This is a genomic window from Aeromonas sp. 600527 (assembly GCF_049175415.1).
GTDB classification, from domain to species: Bacteria; Pseudomonadota; Gammaproteobacteria; order Enterobacterales; family Aeromonadaceae; genus Aeromonas; species Aeromonas veronii_A.
The window spans coordinates 1-19,180 of the sequence record NZ_JAAKVA010000022.1 but is presented as its reverse complement, the minus strand read 5'-3'; the positions used below and the strand labels follow the sequence as shown (position 1 = coordinate 19,180).

At 56.8% G+C, this 19,180-nt stretch carries 16 protein-coding genes; 6 read left to right on the top strand and 10 right to left on the bottom strand.

Annotation, left to right across the window (positions count from 1 at the left end; translation table 11 throughout):
• Positions 1–39: 39 nt before the first annotated feature.
• Positions 40–885 (bottom strand): DUF5718 family protein, encoded by an 846-nt coding sequence (locus G5154_RS19455; protein ID WP_421263982.1) that lies wholly within the window; start codon positions 883–885, stop codon positions 40–42.
• A 337-nt stretch (positions 886–1,222) separates the two neighbouring features.
• Between G5154_RS19455 and G5154_RS19450 the strand changes: the two genes are divergently transcribed.
• A complete protein-coding gene (locus tag G5154_RS19450) occupies positions 1,223–1,615 on the top strand; it encodes an NUDIX hydrolase (RefSeq protein ID WP_216978908.1) in 393 nt (130 codons plus the stop codon).
• A gap of 75 nt (positions 1,616–1,690) precedes the next feature.
• On the opposite strand, the gene pdxY is transcribed toward G5154_RS19450, so the two are convergent.
• The 3 genes from pdxY to G5154_RS19435 form a co-directional block, all read right to left on the bottom strand.
• Complete coding sequence (gene pdxY / locus G5154_RS19445) at positions 1,691–2,554, bottom strand: pyridoxal kinase PdxY (RefSeq protein ID WP_216953460.1); 864 nt, start codon at positions 2,552–2,554, stop codon at positions 1,691–1,693.
• 173 nt (positions 2,555–2,727) lie between these two features.
• Positions 2,728–3,504 (bottom strand): DUF429 domain-containing protein, encoded by a 777-nt coding sequence (locus tag G5154_RS19440; protein ID WP_421251270.1) that lies wholly within the window; start codon positions 3,502–3,504, stop codon positions 2,728–2,730.
• Between the two features lie 83 nt (positions 3,505–3,587).
• Positions 3,588–4,151 carry a VC2662 family protein gene (locus tag G5154_RS19435; protein ID WP_005346130.1) on the bottom strand — a complete coding sequence of 188 codons (564 nt, stop codon included), beginning with the start codon at positions 4,149–4,151 and terminating at the stop codon, positions 3,588–3,590.
• 274 nt (positions 4,152–4,425) lie between these two features.
• Here G5154_RS19435 and ybcJ point away from each other — a divergent pair, with 274 nt between their 5' ends.
• Positions 4,426–4,659, top strand: a complete 234-nt coding sequence (ybcJ, locus tag G5154_RS19430) for a ribosome-associated protein YbcJ (RefSeq protein WP_005333598.1) — start codon at positions 4,426–4,428, stop codon at positions 4,657–4,659.
• A gap of 33 nt (positions 4,660–4,692) precedes the next feature.
• On the opposite strand, the gene G5154_RS19425 is transcribed toward ybcJ, so the two are convergent.
• The 4 genes from G5154_RS19425 to G5154_RS19410 form a co-directional block, all read right to left on the bottom strand.
• Entirely contained in the window at positions 4,693–5,166 is a 474-nt protein-coding gene (locus G5154_RS19425; RefSeq protein WP_005352552.1) for a DUF4442 domain-containing protein, read from the bottom strand.
• A gap of 165 nt (positions 5,167–5,331) precedes the next feature.
• On the bottom strand, positions 5,332–7,083 hold the full coding sequence (locus G5154_RS19420; protein WP_421251269.1) for an ABC transporter transmembrane domain-containing protein: 1,752 nt from the start codon (positions 7,081–7,083) through the stop codon (positions 5,332–5,334).
• On the bottom strand, positions 7,080–8,816 hold the full coding sequence (locus G5154_RS19415) for an ABC transporter transmembrane domain-containing protein (protein ID WP_421251268.1): 1,737 nt from the start codon (positions 8,814–8,816) through the stop codon (positions 7,080–7,082). The genes G5154_RS19420 and G5154_RS19415 overlap by 4 nt, the downstream gene beginning before the upstream one ends.
• A gap of 166 nt (positions 8,817–8,982) precedes the next feature.
• On the bottom strand, positions 8,983–11,787 hold the full coding sequence (locus G5154_RS19410; RefSeq protein ID WP_421251267.1) for a response regulator: 2,805 nt from the start codon (positions 11,785–11,787) through the stop codon (positions 8,983–8,985).
• Positions 11,788–11,953: 166 nt separating this feature from the next.
• Here G5154_RS19410 and trxC point away from each other — a divergent pair, with 166 nt between their 5' ends.
• Positions 11,954–12,388 (top strand): thioredoxin TrxC, encoded by a 435-nt coding sequence (trxC, locus tag G5154_RS19405; RefSeq protein WP_005346144.1) that lies wholly within the window; start codon positions 11,954–11,956, stop codon positions 12,386–12,388.
• Between the two features lie 161 nt (positions 12,389–12,549).
• Entirely contained in the window at positions 12,550–13,935 is a 1,386-nt protein-coding gene (locus G5154_RS19400; RefSeq protein ID WP_337072889.1) for a DASS family sodium-coupled anion symporter, read from the top strand.
• 371 nt (positions 13,936–14,306) lie between these two features.
• Here G5154_RS19400 and G5154_RS19395 read toward each other — a convergent pair whose 3' ends face one another.
• Both G5154_RS19395 and G5154_RS19390 read right to left on the bottom strand, forming a co-directional pair.
• A complete protein-coding gene (locus G5154_RS19395; RefSeq protein WP_005333609.1) occupies positions 14,307–16,781 on the bottom strand; it encodes a glycogen/starch/alpha-glucan phosphorylase in 2,475 nt (824 codons plus the stop codon).
• A gap of 375 nt (positions 16,782–17,156) precedes the next feature.
• Entirely contained in the window at positions 17,157–17,354 is a 198-nt protein-coding gene (locus G5154_RS19390) for a DUF4250 domain-containing protein (RefSeq protein ID WP_005333612.1), read from the bottom strand.
• Between the two features lie 230 nt (positions 17,355–17,584).
• Between G5154_RS19390 and G5154_RS19385 the strand changes: the two genes are divergently transcribed.
• Both G5154_RS19385 and G5154_RS19380 read left to right on the top strand, forming a co-directional pair.
• The gene (locus G5154_RS19385) at positions 17,585–18,070 is read left to right on the top strand and encodes a cell division inhibitor (protein ID WP_421251266.1); all 486 of its coding nucleotides are present in this window, start codon (positions 17,585–17,587) and stop codon (positions 18,068–18,070) included.
• Positions 18,071–18,522: 452 nt separating this feature from the next.
• Positions 18,523–18,957: a YcgN family cysteine cluster protein gene (locus G5154_RS19380; RefSeq protein WP_322112874.1), complete on the top strand. Its 435-nt coding sequence runs from the start codon at positions 18,523–18,525 to the stop codon at positions 18,955–18,957.
• Positions 18,958–19,180: the final 223 nt, after the last annotated feature.

The following is a 19,180-nucleotide window of genomic DNA, read 5'->3' as shown; positions in this document are numbered from 1 at the left end:
CCAGCAGGATGGCTGTGGCCTCCCCGCGGGCCAATCTGATTAGCGCGCATGCACCGCCTGCAGCAGCACCGACACATCGGCACCAAAACTGCGGGTACGGATCGCCTCGCGAATATCCGCTTCGCTGTAGCGGCTGCCCGGATAGACCACCACACAGGAGGTGTCGCCAGGCTTGAGGAAGTGGGTCTCGCCAAACGGGGTATAACGGGTGGCACCGATGCTGATGAGCGCGTGGGGAGGATGCCCCGCCTGCGCCAGCAGTCCCTGAATGTGCTCCGCCGGCCCTTCATCCTGCTGATGGTTGAACTTGTCGATGGCCCAGTCGAGCAGCTTGCAATGGAAGTAGCTGTAGTCGATGGCGGCGCTGTCTACCCCGTAGGCGTGCAGCTCGCCATCGCGCTCCAGATAGCAAGCGATGCGATAGTCATCGAGCTCGCAGCCGGCGGCAAAACCGGATAGCGGCAGCAGGTTGGCCGCCAGCCCCTTGCTCTCTTCGCCCCAGTTCTTCTTCTCGCTGATCTTCTTGGCGTTGGGACGACGGATAGAGCAGTCGTTATAGGCGCCAAAGGCGCGGGGATGGATCGCCACCACCTGCTTGCCCACATACTCCAGCTCGCACCAGAGGGCCACTTCCGGCTCGATCTGCACCTTCTCGTCACCACTGACCGCCGCCTCCGGCAGGAAGATAGCCTTGTCGCTCAACGGGAATACCCCGAGCTGACCCGGATGACCGGGCACGAAGAAGGGGAACAACGCCTTGGGCGCCGTGGTGTCGCGCACCACAACCGCCACGAAATCCGACGCTTCACCCGCCTGCTCCAGATGACCGGCGAAATTGCCCGCTACCCCGAGTCCGATAAACTTGCTCTCTGCTGCTATCTGCATCTTGCTCACCTGCATCTTGCCCACGCAAGGTAGCAGGCCCGTCGCCCACTACCGCTAAAGTGGCAAGATTAAACCACAAGGGCCCCGCCTTCGCCCAGTCCGGCCCTGTCGTGGTGTGCGCCAGTCTACTTTTTTAGGGACGAGAAGGCTGTGGCGAACCAGCTAGTGCGCACTCTTCCAGCTACGCGGTCACCGCGCTGGAAACAGTGCGTTTCCGGCCTCTCCCCTCTTTCTTCTTGGGACTCAACTTCATCTTTGTTAGGCTGCCTGCATGCAAAACAGCGGTGCGCTTGAGTGCGCCCGGCTCATCACGGCAACCCCATCGGAGAGAAAACGGATGATCGACAAACTCGCCTGGCTCACCTTTAAAGATCAGCAACTGCTCTGCGCCCGCTCCCACGGCAAGGACATCTATTACATCCCCGGCGGCAAACGGGAACCGGGTGAGAGCGATGAGGCGGCCCTGATCCGCGAGATTGAGGAGGAGCTGGCCGTCACCCTGCTGCACGACACCCTACGCTTTGCCTGCGAGTTCAGCGCCCAGGCCGATGGCAAGCCGGCAGGAGTCGAGGTGCGCCTGCGCTGCTACACCGGCGAAGCGAGCGGCACCCCCATCGCTTCGGCCGAAATTGCCGAGCTGCGCTGGCTAGACAGCACTCACCTCGATGAGCTCTCCCCCGTCTCCCGTCTGCTGTTTGCCTGGCTGGCTGAACAGGGGTTGATCCGCTGACCCCATAACCGGGAGCGATACAAACAAAAGAGGTGAGCCAATGGCTCACCTCTTTTGCTTCAGACATGGCAGCAATCAGGGCAGTATCACCGCTCGCACCTCCACCTTCGGCGAATCAAACGCATCTTGCGCGGCGATCAGCTGCAACTCGTAAGCCTGCTGGCGCCAAGTCTCTTGCAGCACCGCATCCACCGAGGCGTTGGTGCGCTCGAACGCGCTGACCGCATCGTGGCCGGCCAGCAAATTCGCCAGCATCAGGGCGCTGATGAGATCGCCCACCCCCACCGGCTGGCGGGCAAAGTCATAGAGTGGACGGGCAATCAGGTAATCCCCTTGCGGGGTCGCCAGCAGCATCTCGAAGCGGCTGGAGTCCTGCGCCGCACGACCGAGATGCTTGACCAGCACCAGCTTGACGCCGCGGGCCAGCAGCTGATGGGCAGCCGCGCGGGTCTGATCCAGATCAGCCAGATGGGTATCACAGAGGGTCTCCAGCTCCAGCAGGTTGGGGGCCATCATGTCGGCCACCGGCAGCGCCTGCTCGGTCAGGAAACGGGTGACGCCGGGAGCGACGATACACCCCTTCTCCGGGTGCCCCATCACAGGGTCGCAGAAGTAGATGGCATCGGGGTTGGCCGCCTTGACGGCGTTGACCACGGTCAGGATCTCGTCCCCCTGCTCGGCGGAGCCAAGGTAGCCGCTCAGCACGGCGTCACACTGGCTCAACACCTCGATATTGCCCAATCCTTTCACCAGCGCACTGATATGACCCGCCGGCATCGCCATTCCCTGCCACCCCTGGGCATATTGGGTGTGGTTGGAAAACTGCACCGTGTTGATGGGCCATACATCCATACCGAGGCGGCGCATGGGGAAGACGGCCGCGCTGTTGCCGGCACAACCAAAGACCACGTGGGACTGAATAGAGAGAACGGATTTCATCGGGAATACCACAGCAAAGGATCAGCAAGGTGGGCAATATATCGGATGAAGATAACGATGCGCCACCTTGGCGCGGGATGAACAGGCAATTTCCTGACTAAAGACAGGTTTTTTGCGCCATTTGGCCCGCGTCCACAGGGTGAGCGGCGCCATGATGTGCCGCGTCCCCGTTGTCACATGCCGCTGTGCTCTACAGCATGACGGGCAAAGTGATAGACCCATCCCTCATCACAAGGCATGTCACTGGGTGGCGAAATCAGCTCAGGCAATACCGTCACCTTGCCACCAGCGGCATATTGCAGCGCCATCAGGGCGCAGAGCGCCGCATCGTAGCGATCGGTGCCGACCAGCACGTCCGCAGGCAGTAAGGCCGCCAGCTCGGGCCGTGCCGGGGAGGCCTTGCCGCCCACTTTGGCCAATGCCGGATAGACCTCCAGCACGGCGCGACTGGTCTTCGGGGCAACGGTCGGCACCAGTTGCAGATCTGAGAGCCGCGGCAGCATGGAGAGCGCCAGGGTGGCATTGTTGCCAAGCCGGTCGAAGGTGGCCGACAGCGGCTTCTTGCCGTACTGCTGATACAGCCAACGCTCGCAGTCGCGATAGGCGTAGGGGTTGTCTATCTCCCGCTCGGGAGCGGCGCAGCTGTGTGGCTGGCCATTAAGCAGATCCCGCAAGGCGCGGGGAAAAGCGAGTGGCGCATCGATACCGAGCGCCAGTTGCGGGCAGGCTTCTACCTGCATCAGGGTCAGCTCGTTTTGCAGGGCGGGACGCAGCAGGGCGGCCAGATCCGGCGCCACCCGCGAGCTCAGACGAAACAGCGGCGACACCCCGAGCCAGTGCAGGCGGTTGGATTCGGACTGCCAGCCCACCACGGCCACCGCCTGGGCACTGCCCTGCCAGCCACGCACATCCCAGCCGATCCCGATTGCACTCATCTGCCCTGCCGTCATCAATTACCTCTGTTCGCCTGTCACAAGTTGCAAGAGGCACAGGGTAATCAGCAGAGGCCCTTAACGCAAAGCGAACCGCCCACTCAGAACGATTTCTGGAAGTTCACCAGCGGCAGAATGGGGAAAACGCCGTTGGCGGCATAGTTGGCCAGCCCGATCTGCAAGCCATCAAGGTGCTTGGTCGCATTGATAAAGCCAATCTGGAAGGTGGTACGCTCGGCATAATTGACAAAGCCAACGTTGGCCAGCGCATTGCCCTTGGCGATATTGACCGCCCCCCAGTTGAGCCCTTGTACATTGTTGGTCAGGTTGACCAGCCCGAGATTGACGCCGGTATCCTGCCCTTCGTGCCAGTTGATGGCGTTGATGGCGACCCCGCCAAACTGGTGACGCACCCGACCGGCACCAAGGAAGATCCCGAGTTGCAGGCCGCTGAACTGATCCACATCAGAGAGGGCGAAGATCGGCAGATCAATGCCCTTCACCTGACCAGTTCGGCCATAGAGCAGCGAGGCACGAGCCCCTTCCACCTGATGGGATGCGGGCAGGTTGACGCCGGGCAGCGAAACCTGCACCGGAGTACTGGCCTGCGCGATACCACACAGAGTCAGGGCGCTGCACGCCAGCAGCAGTCGGGAGAGAATCATTGGAGGCTCCTTGCACCATTTACCAAACAAAGGAGGCCATCCTAACAGCCGTAGCAAGCAGAAAGCAGTGCGGCGAACATCTCTTGCGTCATCACTCGTCCCAGCTACTCCACAAATGGGATCAATGGCACAGTTCAGTACAACCCGACATAAAAAGCTGGCGCGAGGAGACCATTTTCACTGCCGTGGTCCAGCTTCCCTTTTCTTGCCGGAATGAACTGCCTAGAATAACCGCCCTGCCAGATCCGGCATTTATCCATCTAGAGGATTTCCCATGGAGACGTTTCTGCTCGAAGGCCACCCCTTCGTTGCCTTGTGTGACCTTATCAAACATCAGGGGTGGGCCGATTGTGGCGGCGCCGCCAAAGCCCTCATTGCCGAAGGGCTGGTCGAGGTGGACGGTCAGGTGGAGACCCGCAAGCGCTGCAAGATCGTGGCCGAACAGGTGGTCAACTTCAACGGCATGAAGGTCGTGGTGAAAGAGGGCGTAAGCCCGGAGATTGGCTAAACCCGTTTCGGGGAGCCACTCTCCGGCAACCCGCTAGCTGGCCTTGATCGACAGGGTCAGCACAAAACGCGCCATCGCCTCATCCCCGTTCAATGACGGACAGGTGGCTACCACCCGGATGGGGCGATTGATGCGCTGACCGCTTGCCAACGATTCGTCGATCATGGCGTCAATCTCCTCCCCCGCTGCGCAGTCGAACTGCACATCCCCCTCCGGGCGTTTCAAAAACTCCCCCTGCACATCCTTGAAGGCAAAGTGCACCTTCTTGCGCCGCTGCCGCCCCTTCTCCATCACCAGCAGACCGCCTACCAGATCGGCGCCGGTCGCCAGCGCGCCAAAATACATGCTGCCCAGATGGTTGCGGGTACGCCATCCAAGGGGAATTCGAATGCGCAGCGCCTTGGCGTTCATCTCTTCGATGATCGGGGCACAAAACCCGATGACGGGAATATAGCGCCAGGCAAACAGCCGAAGTGCCAGATTGGCTTTGAAGCGTTGCAAATCCATATGCGAACTGATCCGATGAGTTAATGTAAACAACATGTTGCCTGCATCTGCGCCATTCGACAAGCACAGGGAGCACGGTTACGACCTTTGCCCAACGCAAAAAACAAAGGGAACCGCACTGGTTCCCTCTTTTCGTTCATGTCGCTGTTACAGCAAATGTGCCGATCAGGCGCGCTTCTCTTCCAGCCAGGCCCCCTGACTCTGCATCTCGAACAGCTGGGCATAGTGACCGCCGAGGGCCATCAACTCACCATGGGTACCCCGCTCAGTCACCTGACCGCGGGAGAGCAGCAGGATCTCGTCCGCATCGACGATGGTCGAGAGGCGGTGGGCGATGGCGATGGTGGTGCGGCCACGACGGGCGGCAGAGATCGCCTGCGACAGCGCCAACTCGGTCTGGGAGTCCACGCTGGCCGTCGCTTCATCCAGAATGAGGATACGCGGATCTCCCACCAGTGCACGGGCAAAGGAGAGCAGTTGCCGCTGACCGGCGGAGAGGTTCTTGCCACCCTCCTCCATCAGGGTGTTGATCCCCTGTGGCAAGCTGCGCACAAAGTCGGCCAACTGCACCTCGCTCAGCGCCTGCCAGAGCCGCGCGTCATCTATGCCGGCGCGGCCGAGACGCAGATTCTCCGCCAGGGTGCCGACGAAGATAAAGGGATCTTGCTGCACCAGCCCGATGCTGCGGCGCACCGCCGCCAGCGACAGGGTATCCAGTGCGTGATCATCGAAGCGGATCTGCCCCTGATCCAGCGGATAGAAGCCCATCAGCAAGCTGATGATGGTGGACTTGCCGCTGCCGGTATGGCCCACCAGTGCCAGCATCTGGCCCGGTTTTGCGGCAAAACTGACCTCCCGCAGCACCTGTTGCTCACCATCGTAGGAAAAACTCACCCGCTCGAAACTGACCCGTCCTTCCAGCGGGCGCAGCTCGCCCTCGGTGCTCTCGCGGGTTTCATCGAGCAGGGCAAAGACCCGCTCCCCCGCCACCATCGCCTGCTGCAACTGGTTAAGCTGGTTGGTCATCTCGATGAGCGGCTCGATCATCCGGCCCAGATAGCTGATAAAGGCATAGAGCACCCCCACCTGAATAGCACCCGCGTGGCTCCCCCCCTCATGGGCAAACAGCGCCAACAGGCCGATCAGCACCATCATGTAGAAGAGATCGATGAGCGGACGCAGCAAAATGCCGTTGATCTTGAGGCTCTTGATCCGTGCCGACCAGTGCTGCTGGTTCACCTCGGCAAAGGCGTTGGCAAAGTGGCGCTCCTGCACCATCGCCTGAATGACCGGCATCCCCTGCAGCGACTCGTTGAGGCGGCTGTTGATGTCGGAGAGCAGACTGCGGGTCGCTCGCACCACCGGCACGCTCAGTTTCTGGTAGAGCCACATCACCCCGCCCACTGCAGGCAGCAACAGGGAGCAGACCAGCATCAGCCGCAGATCCAGCAGCGCCATGGAGATGAGGATGCCGCACAAGAGCACCACCTTTTGCACCAGCAAGCCGATCACCTGCACATAGAGGTTCATGATCGCCTCGGTGTCGTTGGTGATGCGGGAAATCAGCGAGCCAGAGCGATGCTTGTCAAAGTAGCTGGCTGGCAAGCGGATGGCGGTGGCAAATACCTGCTCGCGCAGGGTTTGCACCACCGCCTGAGCGATGCGATTGAAGCGCAAGGATTGCAAATAGAAACCCGCCGCCGACAGCACCTGCAAACCCAGATAGCCCGCTGCGATCAGGGCAATGGTGGGCAGCACAATATTGCGAGGCGCCAGATAGTCATCGATAAAGAGCTTGATCAGTAGCGGTCCGGCCACTTCGGCGCCGGTTGCGAGCAGCAAACAGATCCCCGCCTGAATAAGCCAGCGAGGATACTGGGCGCAGTAAGCGAGCAGTCGTTTAATGGTCGGATTCACAGGCTCTCCTCCACCGCTTCTTCGAGACGCTGGTAACGCACCATATCTGCATACCAGCCATTGTGCGCCATCAGGGCACCGTGATGACCCCGTTCGCTAACGGCCCCCTGCTCCAGCACCAGGATCTCGTCGGCCTGCTCCACCGCCGTCATGCGATGGCTGACCAGGATCAGGGTGCGACGATGGGCTTTGAGGGCATGCAGAATTTGCTGCTCGGTGTGGGCATCCACCGCCGAGAGCGCATCATCGAGCACCAGAATGGGCGCATCCAGCAGCAGGGCGCGGGCAATGGCCAGCCGCTGTTTCTGACCGCCGGAGAGGGTCACCCCTTTCTCCCCCACCTCGGTCTCATAGCCCTTGGGGAAACGCACAATATCATCGTGGACACAGGCAATGCGCGCCACCCGTTCGACCTCCTCGCGGCTCGCATCGGGTTTGCCGAGGGCGATATTGGCGGCGATAGTGGTGGAAAACAGGAATGGCTCCTGCGGCACATAGGCAAACTGGCTGCGCAGTGTGGCGAGCGGCAGCTGGTCAATCGGAACGCCACCCATGACAATCGAACCGTGAGTCGGATTGGCAAGGCGCATCAACAGCTTGAGCAGGGAGCTCTTGCCTGCCCCGGTGCGCCCCACCACTCCGAGCATTCCCCCTTGCTTGAGGGTAACGTCGATATCCGCAAGCAGGGTGCGCTGCTCGAGTTGATAGCTCACCCCTTTGATCTGCAAAGGAAAGGCAGAGGTAAACACCGCCGGCTGGGCGGGCTCTTCGATATCGCTGCGCTCCCCAAGCAGGCTTTCGATACGGGAGTAGGCGGCGCGACCCCGCTCGATGATGTTGAACAGCCAGGCGATGGCAAACATCGGCCAGATCAGCTGGCCGAGGTACATGGTGAAGCTGGTGAGCTCACCCAGGGTCAGCTCATCGCGCAGCACCAGCACACTGCCCCCCGCCACCGCGAGGAAGTAGGAGCAACCGATACAGAGATAGATGACCGGATCGAATTTGGCATCGATGCGGGCCACCGCCATATTGCGCTCCCCCGCCTGTTTGGTCAGCTCGGCAAAGCCTTCATCTTCCAGCGATTCAACCGCATAGGATTTCAACACCCGCACGCCGGAAAGAGCCTCCTGGGTCTTGTTGTTGAGCCTGGAGAAGGCCCCTTGCGCAGCCTTGAACTGGGTGTAGATCTGGGTGCCGAAGCGGTTCATGAAATAGGCCATCACCGGCAGCGGCAGCAAGGAGACCAGCGTCAACTGCCAGGAGTACTGGCTGCACATGATGGAGAGCACCAATACCCCGACCATGATGGAGTCCACCAGAGTCAGCACCCCTTCGCCAGCGGTCATCTCCACAGCCTGAATGTCATTGGTGGCATGGGCCATCAAATCGCCAGTACGGTGGCGCTGATAAAAATCGGGGCTCATCTGGGTGAAATGGCTGAAAAGGCGATTGCGCAACACATAGGCCAGACGGTAAGAGGCACCAAACAGCATCACCCGCCAGACGTAGCGCAGCAGATAAATCAGCACACCCAGACCAAACAGCCCCGCCAGATAGCGCATCAGGGTACCATTGTCGAGACCACCCTTGGTGATGCCATCCACCACCCAGCCCACCACTTTGGGCGGAATAACGGTCAACAGGGCCACCATCAGCAGCAAGGAGATGGCGGCCAGATAACGGGGCCACTGCTCCTTGAAAAACCAGCTCAATCGTAAAAATACGCTCACACCACCAACCTTTAGCGCTCTCTGCCCGTGACCGCTCCAAGGAACGGCCATCAGAGAAGCCACGCAGAAATAGAAGAATGAAAACAATCGCCTCCGGCTGGAGGCGATTCGAACGAAAGCTCATCATATCCCGAACCGGGATGGTTGAGAATAATTACTATTTAATTCACTGTGACATGCGATCATCCCCTGATGAATAGGGATTATACGAATTTTCATGCTGCTCACCGGTCAACAGGAAGTGTGACACCTCTTCCCGGGTCTGGCTAAAGACCTGTTGCAACTGCTCCAGATCCGTCTCGCTTAGCACCTCGTTTTGCCGCAGGCGCCACTCCAGCTCGCCAGCCACCAATTGCAGACGGGCCGCCGAGATATTGGCCGACACCCCCTTGAGGGTGTGCAGCAGCTTGCTGGCCACCTCGGGCTGCTGACGGCGCAGAGCGGAGCGGATCTCCCACAGATCGTCCTTGTGCTCCGACATGAACAGCTTGAACAGAATCTGCAATGCCTCCTTGTCCTGCTCCAGCCGCTTGAGTGCATCCTGCAGATCGAGGATCCCGATCATATCCGGCGGTTTCACCTCCATGATCCCCGCCTGCTCCACCCCTTGCGGCTTTACCCACTGCAGCAGGTTGTTGTAGAGATCCAGCTTGCTCACCGGCTTGGTGACATAGCCATTCATCCCCACCCCCAGGCAACGCTCCTTGTCACCGGGCATGGCGCTGGCGGTGAGGGCAATGATGGGCACATCGTGTTTGTCGACCATCTTGCGGATCTGGCGGGTAGCATCGAGCCCGTCCAGCACCGGCATCTGCAAATCCATCAGGATCACGTCAAAAGGCTGCTCGGCGACCCGCTCCACCGCCTCCCGACCATTGCTGACCACGCACACCGCCGCATCGACCCGCCGCAGATACTCGATGATGAGCTGCTGATTGACCCGGTTGTCTTCGGCCAACAGCACTCGGGTACCCTGCAACAGGGATTTGAAGTGCTGCTGATCCCCTTGCACTTCGGCCTTGCGCAGGTTGAGCTCGTAGGAGCTGCCGTTGAGCAGCTCGTCCACCTTGGCCAGCAGGGCATTCTCGGTCATCGGTTTGGGCAGAAAATGGACCAGTCCCATGCTGTCCATCCGGGCGTGTAGCCCCTCCCTGGCCCAGGCACTGATCATCAGGATGGGGATCCGCCGCCACTGGCTGTGTTGATACATCTCCAGCGCCAGATCGAGTCCATCCTCCTGACCCATGCGCCAGTCGAGAATGGCCAGCCGCAGATTGGGCCCCTCTTCACGGAGCAGCTGACGGGCACGGGAAAGGGAGTTGACCGGCAGCACTCGCACGCCTGCGCGAGTGAGAATATCCTTGGCCAGATCCAGCACCAGTTCGTTGTCGTCCATTACCATCACCAGCGGTTGGTTCTCGAAGAAGACTTTTCGTCCAGCCACCCCATAGACCGCTTGCGCCATCGGTATATCGAACTTGAACAAAGAGCCGACACCGGGCTTGCTCTGTACGGTGATCCGCCCTCCCATCAGTTCAACCAGCCGCTGGGAGATATTGAGCCCCAGACCCGAGCCACCATATTTACGGGTATTTCCCGCCTCCAGCTGGGTAAAGGCCTGAAATAGTTGAGTCTGCTTCTCTTCAGCAATGCCAATACCGGTGTCGCGCACGCTGAAGCGGATCCGCATGGGATGAGTGTTGGCCAGCTCGATGCAGACTTCGACCTCGCCACGTTCGGTGAATTTGATGGCATTATTCACCAGATTGACCAGCACCTGCCCCAACCGCAGGGGATCACCACGCAAAAAGACCGGCACCTCGGGTGACTTGCGAATGATCACTTCCACATGTTTGCGCTCCGCCAAATCGGCAAACATGCCTGCCAGCGAATCGAGCTGCTCGCTAAGATCGAAGTCGATCTCCTCGAGCGTCAGTTTGCCGGACTCCACCTTGGTCAAATCCAGGATGTCATTGATCAGCAGAAGCAAGGTATCGGATGAGGATTTGATCTTGCCCAGATAGTCCCGCTGTTGCTGATCAAGCTCAGTCTGCAGTGCCAGCGAGCTGAAGCCGATGATGGCGTTCATGGGGGTGCGGATCTCGTGACTCATGTTGGCCAAAAAATCACTTTTGGCCTGGGCCAGCAAAGTTGTCTGACGGGACAACTCGCTCAATTTCTGATTACGACGCCACAGGGTATAGGCCACCAGCACAAAACTGATCAAGGCACCGCCAAGCACCATTAAATAGAAGCGGTTCAGCAATGATGAAGCCCGCTCCAGTTTATCCATCTTCCAGCGCACCAGGTTATCGCTCACCTGCATATCGATTAGACGATGGCGCAGGGTATGATAAGCCATCACCTGACGACTCAAATCCTTGCTCAGGTTAACCAAGGTGATCACCTCGGGTTGCGAGCCATAATGGGAAGCGAGATCGCGCTGCAACAAGCTCAACTGTTGTTGATACTGGTTATCGGCGCTGTGTTGCAAAAAATGGCTGAGTTGGGCCAACTCATTCAGGTCACGATGCAAAAGGCTCTCTGCCGGCGTGATAGTGCGAACCTTCTCAAGCTGATGCTGAAAGGGTTGCGCGATATATTCTACCGCCTTTTCCATGCTGTACAGTCTGGCCAGCTCCATCTGGTAGAGATCCAAATCCTGCAGCAACCTCCGGGAAAGAGGAGTTTGCTCAACCTCGGCATCACTGCGGATTTTGTGAACAAAGCTATCCAGAATACCGGATAACTGGACGAGCCGTTGCTGGACGTTGCTATCATTGGCACTCTCTCGACCAAGCAGGTAAACACTGTCAGTGTTGATTCTGTTCAGCACAGCCTCCGCAGCCTGATTCAGGCTGTATGCGCGCTGCTGCTGGCTAAGCAACTGCCAGCACATAACCGAGAAGCCAAGCAACAAGGCAGCAACCAGCAGCAGTACCACAGGGCTCTTCCGTGATCCTTTATTCATCCCGTTTTGACTCTCTACTTATAAGGGCCGCTGAATTATCCGGCTTGGGCAGAACCCGGAGTGGAAGTATCCACCCCAGCCGAGCACTGTGTTAACGTTGTTTGACTATTTAACTCTGGCACTATTCTCGTCACAGCCACCAGAGCCGCTCTTCAAGGAGGCTATTATGTCATTTATCACTACTTATTGTAGCCACTGCTTTACCAGAAACCGCCTGCCCTCCACCCACGTAAACCAGTCCGCCAAATGTGGGCACTGCAAGGCGTCTCTGTTCAGCCAGACCCCTTGCCTCGGGAAGGCTGATAACTTCGATACCCTTATCAGCTCCGATATTCCGGTCGTGGTCGATTTTTGGGCCAGCTGGTGCGGACCTTGCCAACAATTCTCTCCCGTCTTTCATGACGTGGCAAACGAACTCGAACCTCGAATGCGCTTTGTAAAGGTCGATACCGAGCAGCAAAGCGCAATTGCAACACGTTATGCCATTCGCAGCATCCCCACTCTGATGGTCTTCAAGCAGGGCAAGCTGGTGGATCAGATAAATGGCTCCTTGCCTAAAACCATGTTCAAGCAGTGGCTGGCACAGCTCATCAATGTTTAACTTATGTTTCAATATTGTTTTATTTGCGTGTGGTAATCCCCTTTTTTATCAATGAGTGTGTGAGTAGAGGCTGATTTTCAATATGTGAGTCTGTTTCAAACAAGTGAATGGATGTAATCTCGGCAACACAAAAACAACCATAAATTAACCGAGAGAACGATATGCACACATCGGCTGTACCCGCAACTCCATCTCGTTGGCTGGATATCAAAACCGGGATCGTTATCCTGGATCTGCTCCTGCTATGCGCCATGCTCGCCTGGCTCCCTTTTGACCCCATGGTCAACAAGGGGCTGGGCATTCTGATCTTTATCGCCATTCTCTGGCTAACCGAAGCGGTGAATATCACTATCACCGCGATCTCCATCCCGGTGCTTGCCACCCTGCTCGGGGTGTTTGATATGAGCAAGTCGTTGACCGACTTCGCTAACCCGGTACTATTCCTCTTCTTTGGCGGATTTGCCTTGGCGGCTGCACTTTCCAAACAGGGACTAGACACCCAGATTGCCGGTAAGGTGATGCAGCTTGCCAAGGGACACCTCGGCTGGGCTGCTATCGTACTCTTCAGTATTACTGCGGCACTCTCCATGTGGATCAGCAATACCGCCACCGCCGCCATGATGATGCCGCTGGCTCTTGGCATGCTCAAAGGCCTCGACATTCACAAGGAGCGGCGTACTCTGGTCTTCGTCTTGCTTGGTGTTGCCTACAGCGCCAGTATTGGCGGTATCGGCACCCTGGTCGGCAGCCCGCCCAACGCCATCGCAGCAGCCCAAATGGGACTTGGTTTTACTGACTGGCTGAAATTTGGTATCCCTGTAGTCCTCATCTTCATGCCCGTGGGGATCGGTCTGCTCTATCTCGTGACCCGCCCCAACCTCTCGCACCAGGTCAGCACCGAGCAGGTGACCATAGAGTGGACTGGCCAGCGCAAGGTGACTCTGCTGATCTTTCTGACCACAGTGCTGTTGTGGATTGGCTCCCAGCCTATTGCCCAGGCGCTGGGAGGAATACCTCAATTTGATACACTGATCGCCATGGGAGCCATCATCGCCATTGCCGTCAGCCGAGTGGCAAGCTGGGATGACATCAACCAGAACACCGACTGGGGAGTACTGATGCTGTTTGGTGGCGGCTTGACCCTGAGCGCCATCCTTAAGCAGACCGGGGCCAACGCCTTCCTGGCGGAGCACCTATCCAACGGTCTGGCCACCATGCCGATCTTCGTCATCCTGCTCTGTCTTGCCGCCTTCGTGGTGTTCCTGACCGAGCTGGTATCCAACACCGCTACCGCCGCTCTGCTGGTTCCACTGTTTGCCGGAGTCGCAGAGGCACTGGGAGTCTCTCCCATTGTCGTCTCCGTACTGATCGCTGTCGGTGCCTCGTGCGCCTTCATGCTGCCGGTAGCCACCCCGCCCAACGCAATTGTCTTCGCCAGCGGTCATATCCAGCAGCGTGAGATGATGCGGGCGGGTCTGGTGCTGAACCTGGTCTTCACCGTCATTTTGACCCTGCTTGCCTATTTCATGGGCGACATACTGCATTGATGGAAGGTTGCACGCTCACCGCGCTCCTCAATTAACCCCAAGTACCAACAAAGCCCCGTATCGTCGGGGCTTTCTCTTTTTTGGCACACTCACGACCATCTGCCACATCCCTGTACATCCATCAGCTTGTGCTATGCGACAGCCCCGAGAGTACAAATGATGTTGGCTTCCTAAAGTTGCGCAATCCTGAGACCAGGAGATGAGTGTTGTTGCCGGAATAGGGTTAGCAATAACAGAAGAAGTTATAAATCGATGTCTTGTGCATCTGGCTCTGAGCACAATTTTGTCCCGAATGGTGTGCCAATATTCATGCTCGATACCTACAGCCATAAAAAAACCCCGCATAGCGGGGTTCTCATATTCAGAAGCGATCAACCAATGTTGCAGGGTTTCAGCTTCCAGATGCGATCAACGTAATCCTGAATGGAGCGGTCAGAGTTGAACTTGCCCATGGTGGCAGAGTTGATAATGGCCTTCTTCGCCCACAGCGCCGGATCCCGATACCAGGTATCGATCAGCTTGTGTGCATCCGAGTAGGACTGGAAGTCCGCCAAGGTCAGGTAAGGGTCTCCCCCTTCCAGCAAGGAGCGCTTGATGGAGGCCAGCTCACCCGGACGACCCGGGGTGAAGTAGTCGGTATCAAACCAGTCCAGCACGGCTTTGAGCTCGGAGTTGGCATAGTAGAAGTCGTACGGGTTGTAACCGCGCGCCTTCAGCGACTTCACTTCGTCCACGTTCAGACCGAAGATGGCGCAGTTTTCGGCCCCCGCCTCTTCGGCGATCTCGATGTTGGCTCCATCCAGCGTCCCGATGGTGATTGCACCGTTGAGCGCCATCTTCATGTTGCCGGTACCGGATGCTTCGTAGCCTGCAGTAGAGATCTGCTCGGAGACATCTGCCGCCGGGATCAACTTCTCGGCCAGACTCACGCGGTAGTTCGGCATGAACACCACTTTCAGCTTGCCCTGGATACGAGCATCGTTATTGACCCGATCCGCCAGCTTGTTGATGGCATAGATAATGTCTTTGGCCAGCTTGTAACCGGGCGCCGCTTTGGAGCCGAAGATGAACACGCGCGGATGCATGTCATAGTCCGGGTTGGCCAGCAGACGACGATAGAGCGCCATGATGTGAATGAGGTTCAGCTGCTGGCGCTTGTACTCGTGCAGACGCTTAATCTGAACATCAAAGATCGCCTCGGCACTGACATCGATACCTGTTTCGTCTTTGATGACCTTGACCAGCTTCTCTTTGTTGTGACGCTTGATGGTCATGAACTGCTGCTGGAACGCCTTGTCGTCGGCAAACTTCACCACGCCACGCAGTTTGTCCAGTTGCAGCGGCCACTCCTTCCCCACTACTTCGTTGTAGAGGCCAGCCAGTTCCGGGTTGCACGCCAGCAGCCAGCGACGCGGGGTTACCCCGTTGGTCACGTTGCACATTTTTTCCGGCCACAGCTCGGCATACTCGGGGAAGAGATCTTCCTTCACCAGCTTGGAGTGGATCTCGGCCACACCGTTCACTTTGGACGAACCGATCACGCACAGGTTGCCCATGCGAACCTTGCGTACATCACCCTCTTCGATGATGGAGAGCTTGGCCTTGATGGCATCGTTGCCCGGCCACTTGGGCTCCACCAACTCGTTCAGGAAACGGGCGTTGATCTCGTAAATCACCTCCAGATGGCGAGGCAGTACTTTCTCGAACAGGCTGACCGACCACTTCTCCAGCGCTTCCGGCAGCAGAGTGTGGTTGGTATAAGAGAATACCTGATAGCAAATGGCCCAAGCGGCATCCCAGTTCAGATCTTCCTCGTCCACCAGCACCCGCATCAGTTCCGGGATGGCGACAGTCGGGTGAGTATCGTTAAGCTGAATGGCAATTTGCGCGGCAAAGTTGCTGAAGTCACTGCCATGGACCCGCTTGTAGCGGCGCATGATGTCCTTGATGGAACAAGCACAGAAGAAGTACTGCTGGATCAGACGCAGCTCTTTACCTGCATCGGTCTCATCGTTCGGATACAGCACCTTGGAGATGGTCTCGGCCTGGGCTTTCTCAGCCTGGGAGTCGATGTAACCACCTGCGTTAAACACGTCCCAATCGAAAAACTCGGAGGCGCGGGATTCCCACAAACGCAGGATGTTGACGGTATGACCGCCAAAACCGACCACCGGAATATCCCAAGGCACCCCTTTGATCTTGCGCCCGGCGTGCCATACCTTCTTCAGGCCACCATTGTCACCAAACACGGTCTCGACATAGCCATAGAGCGGCACTTCTTGTACCGACTCGGGACGGCAGATCTCCCATGGGTTGCCATATTCACGCCAGGAGTCCGGACGCTCGATCTGGCGGCCATCCTGGATTTCCTGACGGAACAGACCGTGTTCGTAGTGGATACCGTAACCAACCGCCGGATAGTTCAGAGTGGCCAGCGAGTCGATGAAGCAGGCAGCCAGACGACCCAAGCCGCCGTTGCCGAGTGCCATATCCGGCTCTTGTTCGCACAGGTCGGTCAGTTCCAGACCAAGTTCGCCCAGCGCCTCTTCGCAAGTCTTGTAGAGGGAGAGGTTGTGCAGGTTGTTGGAAGTCAATCGTCCCATCAGGAATTCAGCAGAGAGATAGTGAATCGCACGAGTATCTTTCTTGAAATGAGTCTGCTGAGTGCGGGTCAGGCGCTCGTACACCTGTTCATTGACGGCCGCCGCAGTGGCTTTCCACCACGCTTCGGGAGAGGCTTTCTGTTCGCTTGTTCCCAAGGTAGAACGCAGGTGACGCACGATACTCGCCTTGAGCTGATCTTTATCCAGTTGGAGATCCTGGTCTGTCTTCTTCTTGGTAGCCATAAACCATATTCCTTCGTTACAAATAAAATTGTTATCCCGCTTGCGGGACCGGCGCTGTTGTTATCTCAAAATATGTACCGGCGTGAGAATACTAACTAAAGCGGCAGAATTAAAAGTTAACGCAAGTCACACTTTAACCGATAAAAACAGCCTGAAAAGCTTGAAAACCCTTTCCTTTAATTGATCGCACAAAAACAAACATTCCCTTTATTATCATAAGCTTAATGAAACAATAAAAATATTCTGGCATGAATAGGTTTTCAGAGATTGCCAAGCCTTGAAAATCCCTGAAAATAGGCAGCAAGACGACACATTGAAACCGATTTCAATGTACCTGAAAAATTACCGTATAAATATGAAGCAATCATTGCACCCTTAAAGATGTGCCTTGAACTGATTGCTCAATGGATCGTAATGGTACCCAATCTGATCCAGACGCCCTGCCAACTGCTCTTCACTCATATCGTAATAGGCCAGCAACTCCTCCAACCCGTCACACTCAAGCCTTAGCTTCTCATTGATGATGCCCAGCAAGATGTTGGCATCAAGACGTTGCAAGGTACTGATATCCATGGCGGCACCTCCTGTAAATGACCTGTATAACCATGGGCGGTTACGCAAGTTTTGTCCATAGTACGAAAAACACCCAACCAGCTTTATATTAAATAGTGTTTAAAAACATAACCTTACTAACGACACATGCCAACACCATCACATTTTTCAGCAAAAACACCTTGTCACTGCCACAGGATAGAACTACTGTATGCGCATACAGCTTGGATATTCATACAGGAAACCCATATATGAACCAGCCCCTGCACTCACTGCCCTTTGCGATGAATCGTGTCATGAGCAAGCCTTGGCCCACCAGAACCGCCTGCAAAGCGGAGTTGGCTCATTATGGTGTGACTATCCAGTCTGATGATCAGTTTCTGAGCGAGCTGACAAAGCTTGGGGAGGCTCATACCGGCTGGATCTTGTTGATCGCCCCACCGGGACGACCCACAGTAAGCCGTCTGGAGGAGCGAGGCATCGATCCCAAGAGAGTGCTGGTGGTACATAGCCCCAAAATCAAGAACTGGCAGCAAACTCTGGAGCGCAGTCTGGGTAATGGTCACTGTGCAGCCGTATTTACCTGGCTACCTGAGCAGATCGAGCTGGATCACGTCAAACTACAGCGAATGGGGCAGCAATCTGGCGTATTCACCCGCTTCTTTGGCGCGAAACGGACAAACCCCGGCAAACCTCTGCTGGCCTATGCAGAGCAAGATATCTATCTCAATCATTAAGACAAAAAACGAACGCCTACGCAGGCTCTCCCGCGGGTCGCAGTGACAGAAGGGCACAAACAATATGTGACCAGCGGCTTTATTTGAAAGACAAGCGTGCAACAGCCCGACGGCAGGCATCGAAGATCATTTGGCCCTGCTCGCTGCAAGCAGACAAACATCAGCAGATGTGGCTAATATCGAAGCAGAAGCAGAAGCAGAAGCAGAAGCAGAAGCAGAAGCAGAAGCAGAAAGTAAAACCTGAAGTGGACAATCATGCAGCCCAAGTATTCAAGCCTGCGGGGCTAACTGCCCAACAGCGAACCCGTTTGAGCAATATAGAGACGGTGAGTCATTGCATTCATTTGAGCTGATCACGACAATTTGCCCACCGGAGTGACCCTCTCCTTGAAATACCGGGTAACAAGGGGTATAATCACGCGTTTTATCAGGTGTAATAAGTGAGCGGTATGATGCAATCCCCTTTTTGGCAGACCAAGAGTCTGCAGCAGATGACTGAGTCCGAATGGGAATCTCTCTGCGATGGTTGCGGAAAATGCTGCCTCAACAAGCTGATCGATGAAGATACCGACGAACTGGTTTTCACCAATGTCGCCTGCAATTTGCTTAACACCAAGACCTGTCAGTGCTCTGATTACGCCAATCGTTTCAAAAAAGAGCCTGACTGTCTGCAGATCACCCATGACAAGATCGCCGAATATGACTGGCTCCCCTCAACCTGCGCCTATCGTCTGCTGGCTGAAGGTGACGTTCTGCCAGAGTGGCATCCTCTGCTAACCGGCAGTCGCTCCGCGATGCATCAGGCAGGTCAATCCGTCCGTGGCAAGGTCATTCACGAGGATCAGGCGGGTGAATGGATCGATCACATCATCACCTGGGCCAGCTGATACCCGCTATTTTCCAGAGGCAAGGGCTGCACATTGTGCAGCCCTTGTTGTTTCTGCATGCAGGGTTTGTAGTGTGTTGGCTTAAGCCCCACTCATATCTGGCAGGCTAAACCTGACCCCTTCTCCCAACTGCACATTTGGGAAGCAGGCAGAGGCAGAGGCAGAGGCAGAGGCAGAGGCAGAGGCAGAGGCAGAGGCAGAGGCAGAGGCAGAGGCAGAGGCA

What these genes read in the sequence shown, in the direction of transcription:
- G5154_RS19455 (WP_421263982.1), bottom strand. Translation starts at nt 885, where the DNA reads ATGCAGATAGCAGCAGAGAGCAAGTTTATCGGACTCGGGGTAGCGGGC.
- G5154_RS19450 (WP_216978908.1), top strand. Translation starts at nt 1,223, where the DNA reads ATGATCGACAAACTCGCCTGGCTCACCTTTAAAGATCAGCAACTGCTC.
- pdxY (WP_216953460.1), bottom strand. Translation starts at nt 2,554, where the DNA reads ATGAAATCCGTTCTCTCTATTCAGTCCCACGTGGTCTTTGGTTGTGCC.
- G5154_RS19440 (WP_421251270.1), bottom strand. Translation starts at nt 3,504, where the DNA reads ATGACGGCAGGGCAGATGAGTGCAATCGGGATCGGCTGGGATGTGCGT.
- G5154_RS19435 (WP_005346130.1), bottom strand. Translation starts at nt 4,151, where the DNA reads ATGATTCTCTCCCGACTGCTGCTGGCGTGCAGCGCCCTGACTCTGTGT.
- ybcJ (WP_005333598.1), top strand. Translation starts at nt 4,426, where the DNA reads ATGGAGACGTTTCTGCTCGAAGGCCACCCCTTCGTTGCCTTGTGTGAC.
- G5154_RS19425 (WP_005352552.1), bottom strand. Translation starts at nt 5,166, where the DNA reads ATGGATTTGCAACGCTTCAAAGCCAATCTGGCACTTCGGCTGTTTGCC.
- G5154_RS19410 (WP_421251267.1), bottom strand. Translation starts at nt 11,787, where the DNA reads ATGAATAAAGGATCACGGAAGAGCCCTGTGGTACTGCTGCTGGTTGCT.
- trxC (WP_005346144.1), top strand. Translation starts at nt 11,954, where the DNA reads ATGTCATTTATCACTACTTATTGTAGCCACTGCTTTACCAGAAACCGC.
- G5154_RS19400 (WP_337072889.1), top strand. Translation starts at nt 12,550, where the DNA reads ATGCACACATCGGCTGTACCCGCAACTCCATCTCGTTGGCTGGATATC.
- G5154_RS19395 (WP_005333609.1), bottom strand. Translation starts at nt 16,781, where the DNA reads ATGGCTACCAAGAAGAAGACAGACCAGGATCTCCAACTGGATAAAGAT.
- G5154_RS19390 (WP_005333612.1), bottom strand. Translation starts at nt 17,354, where the DNA reads ATGGATATCAGTACCTTGCAACGTCTTGATGCCAACATCTTGCTGGGC.
- G5154_RS19385 (WP_421251266.1), top strand. Translation starts at nt 17,585, where the DNA reads ATGAACCAGCCCCTGCACTCACTGCCCTTTGCGATGAATCGTGTCATG.
- G5154_RS19380 (WP_322112874.1), top strand. Translation starts at nt 18,523, where the DNA reads ATGCAATCCCCTTTTTGGCAGACCAAGAGTCTGCAGCAGATGACTGAG.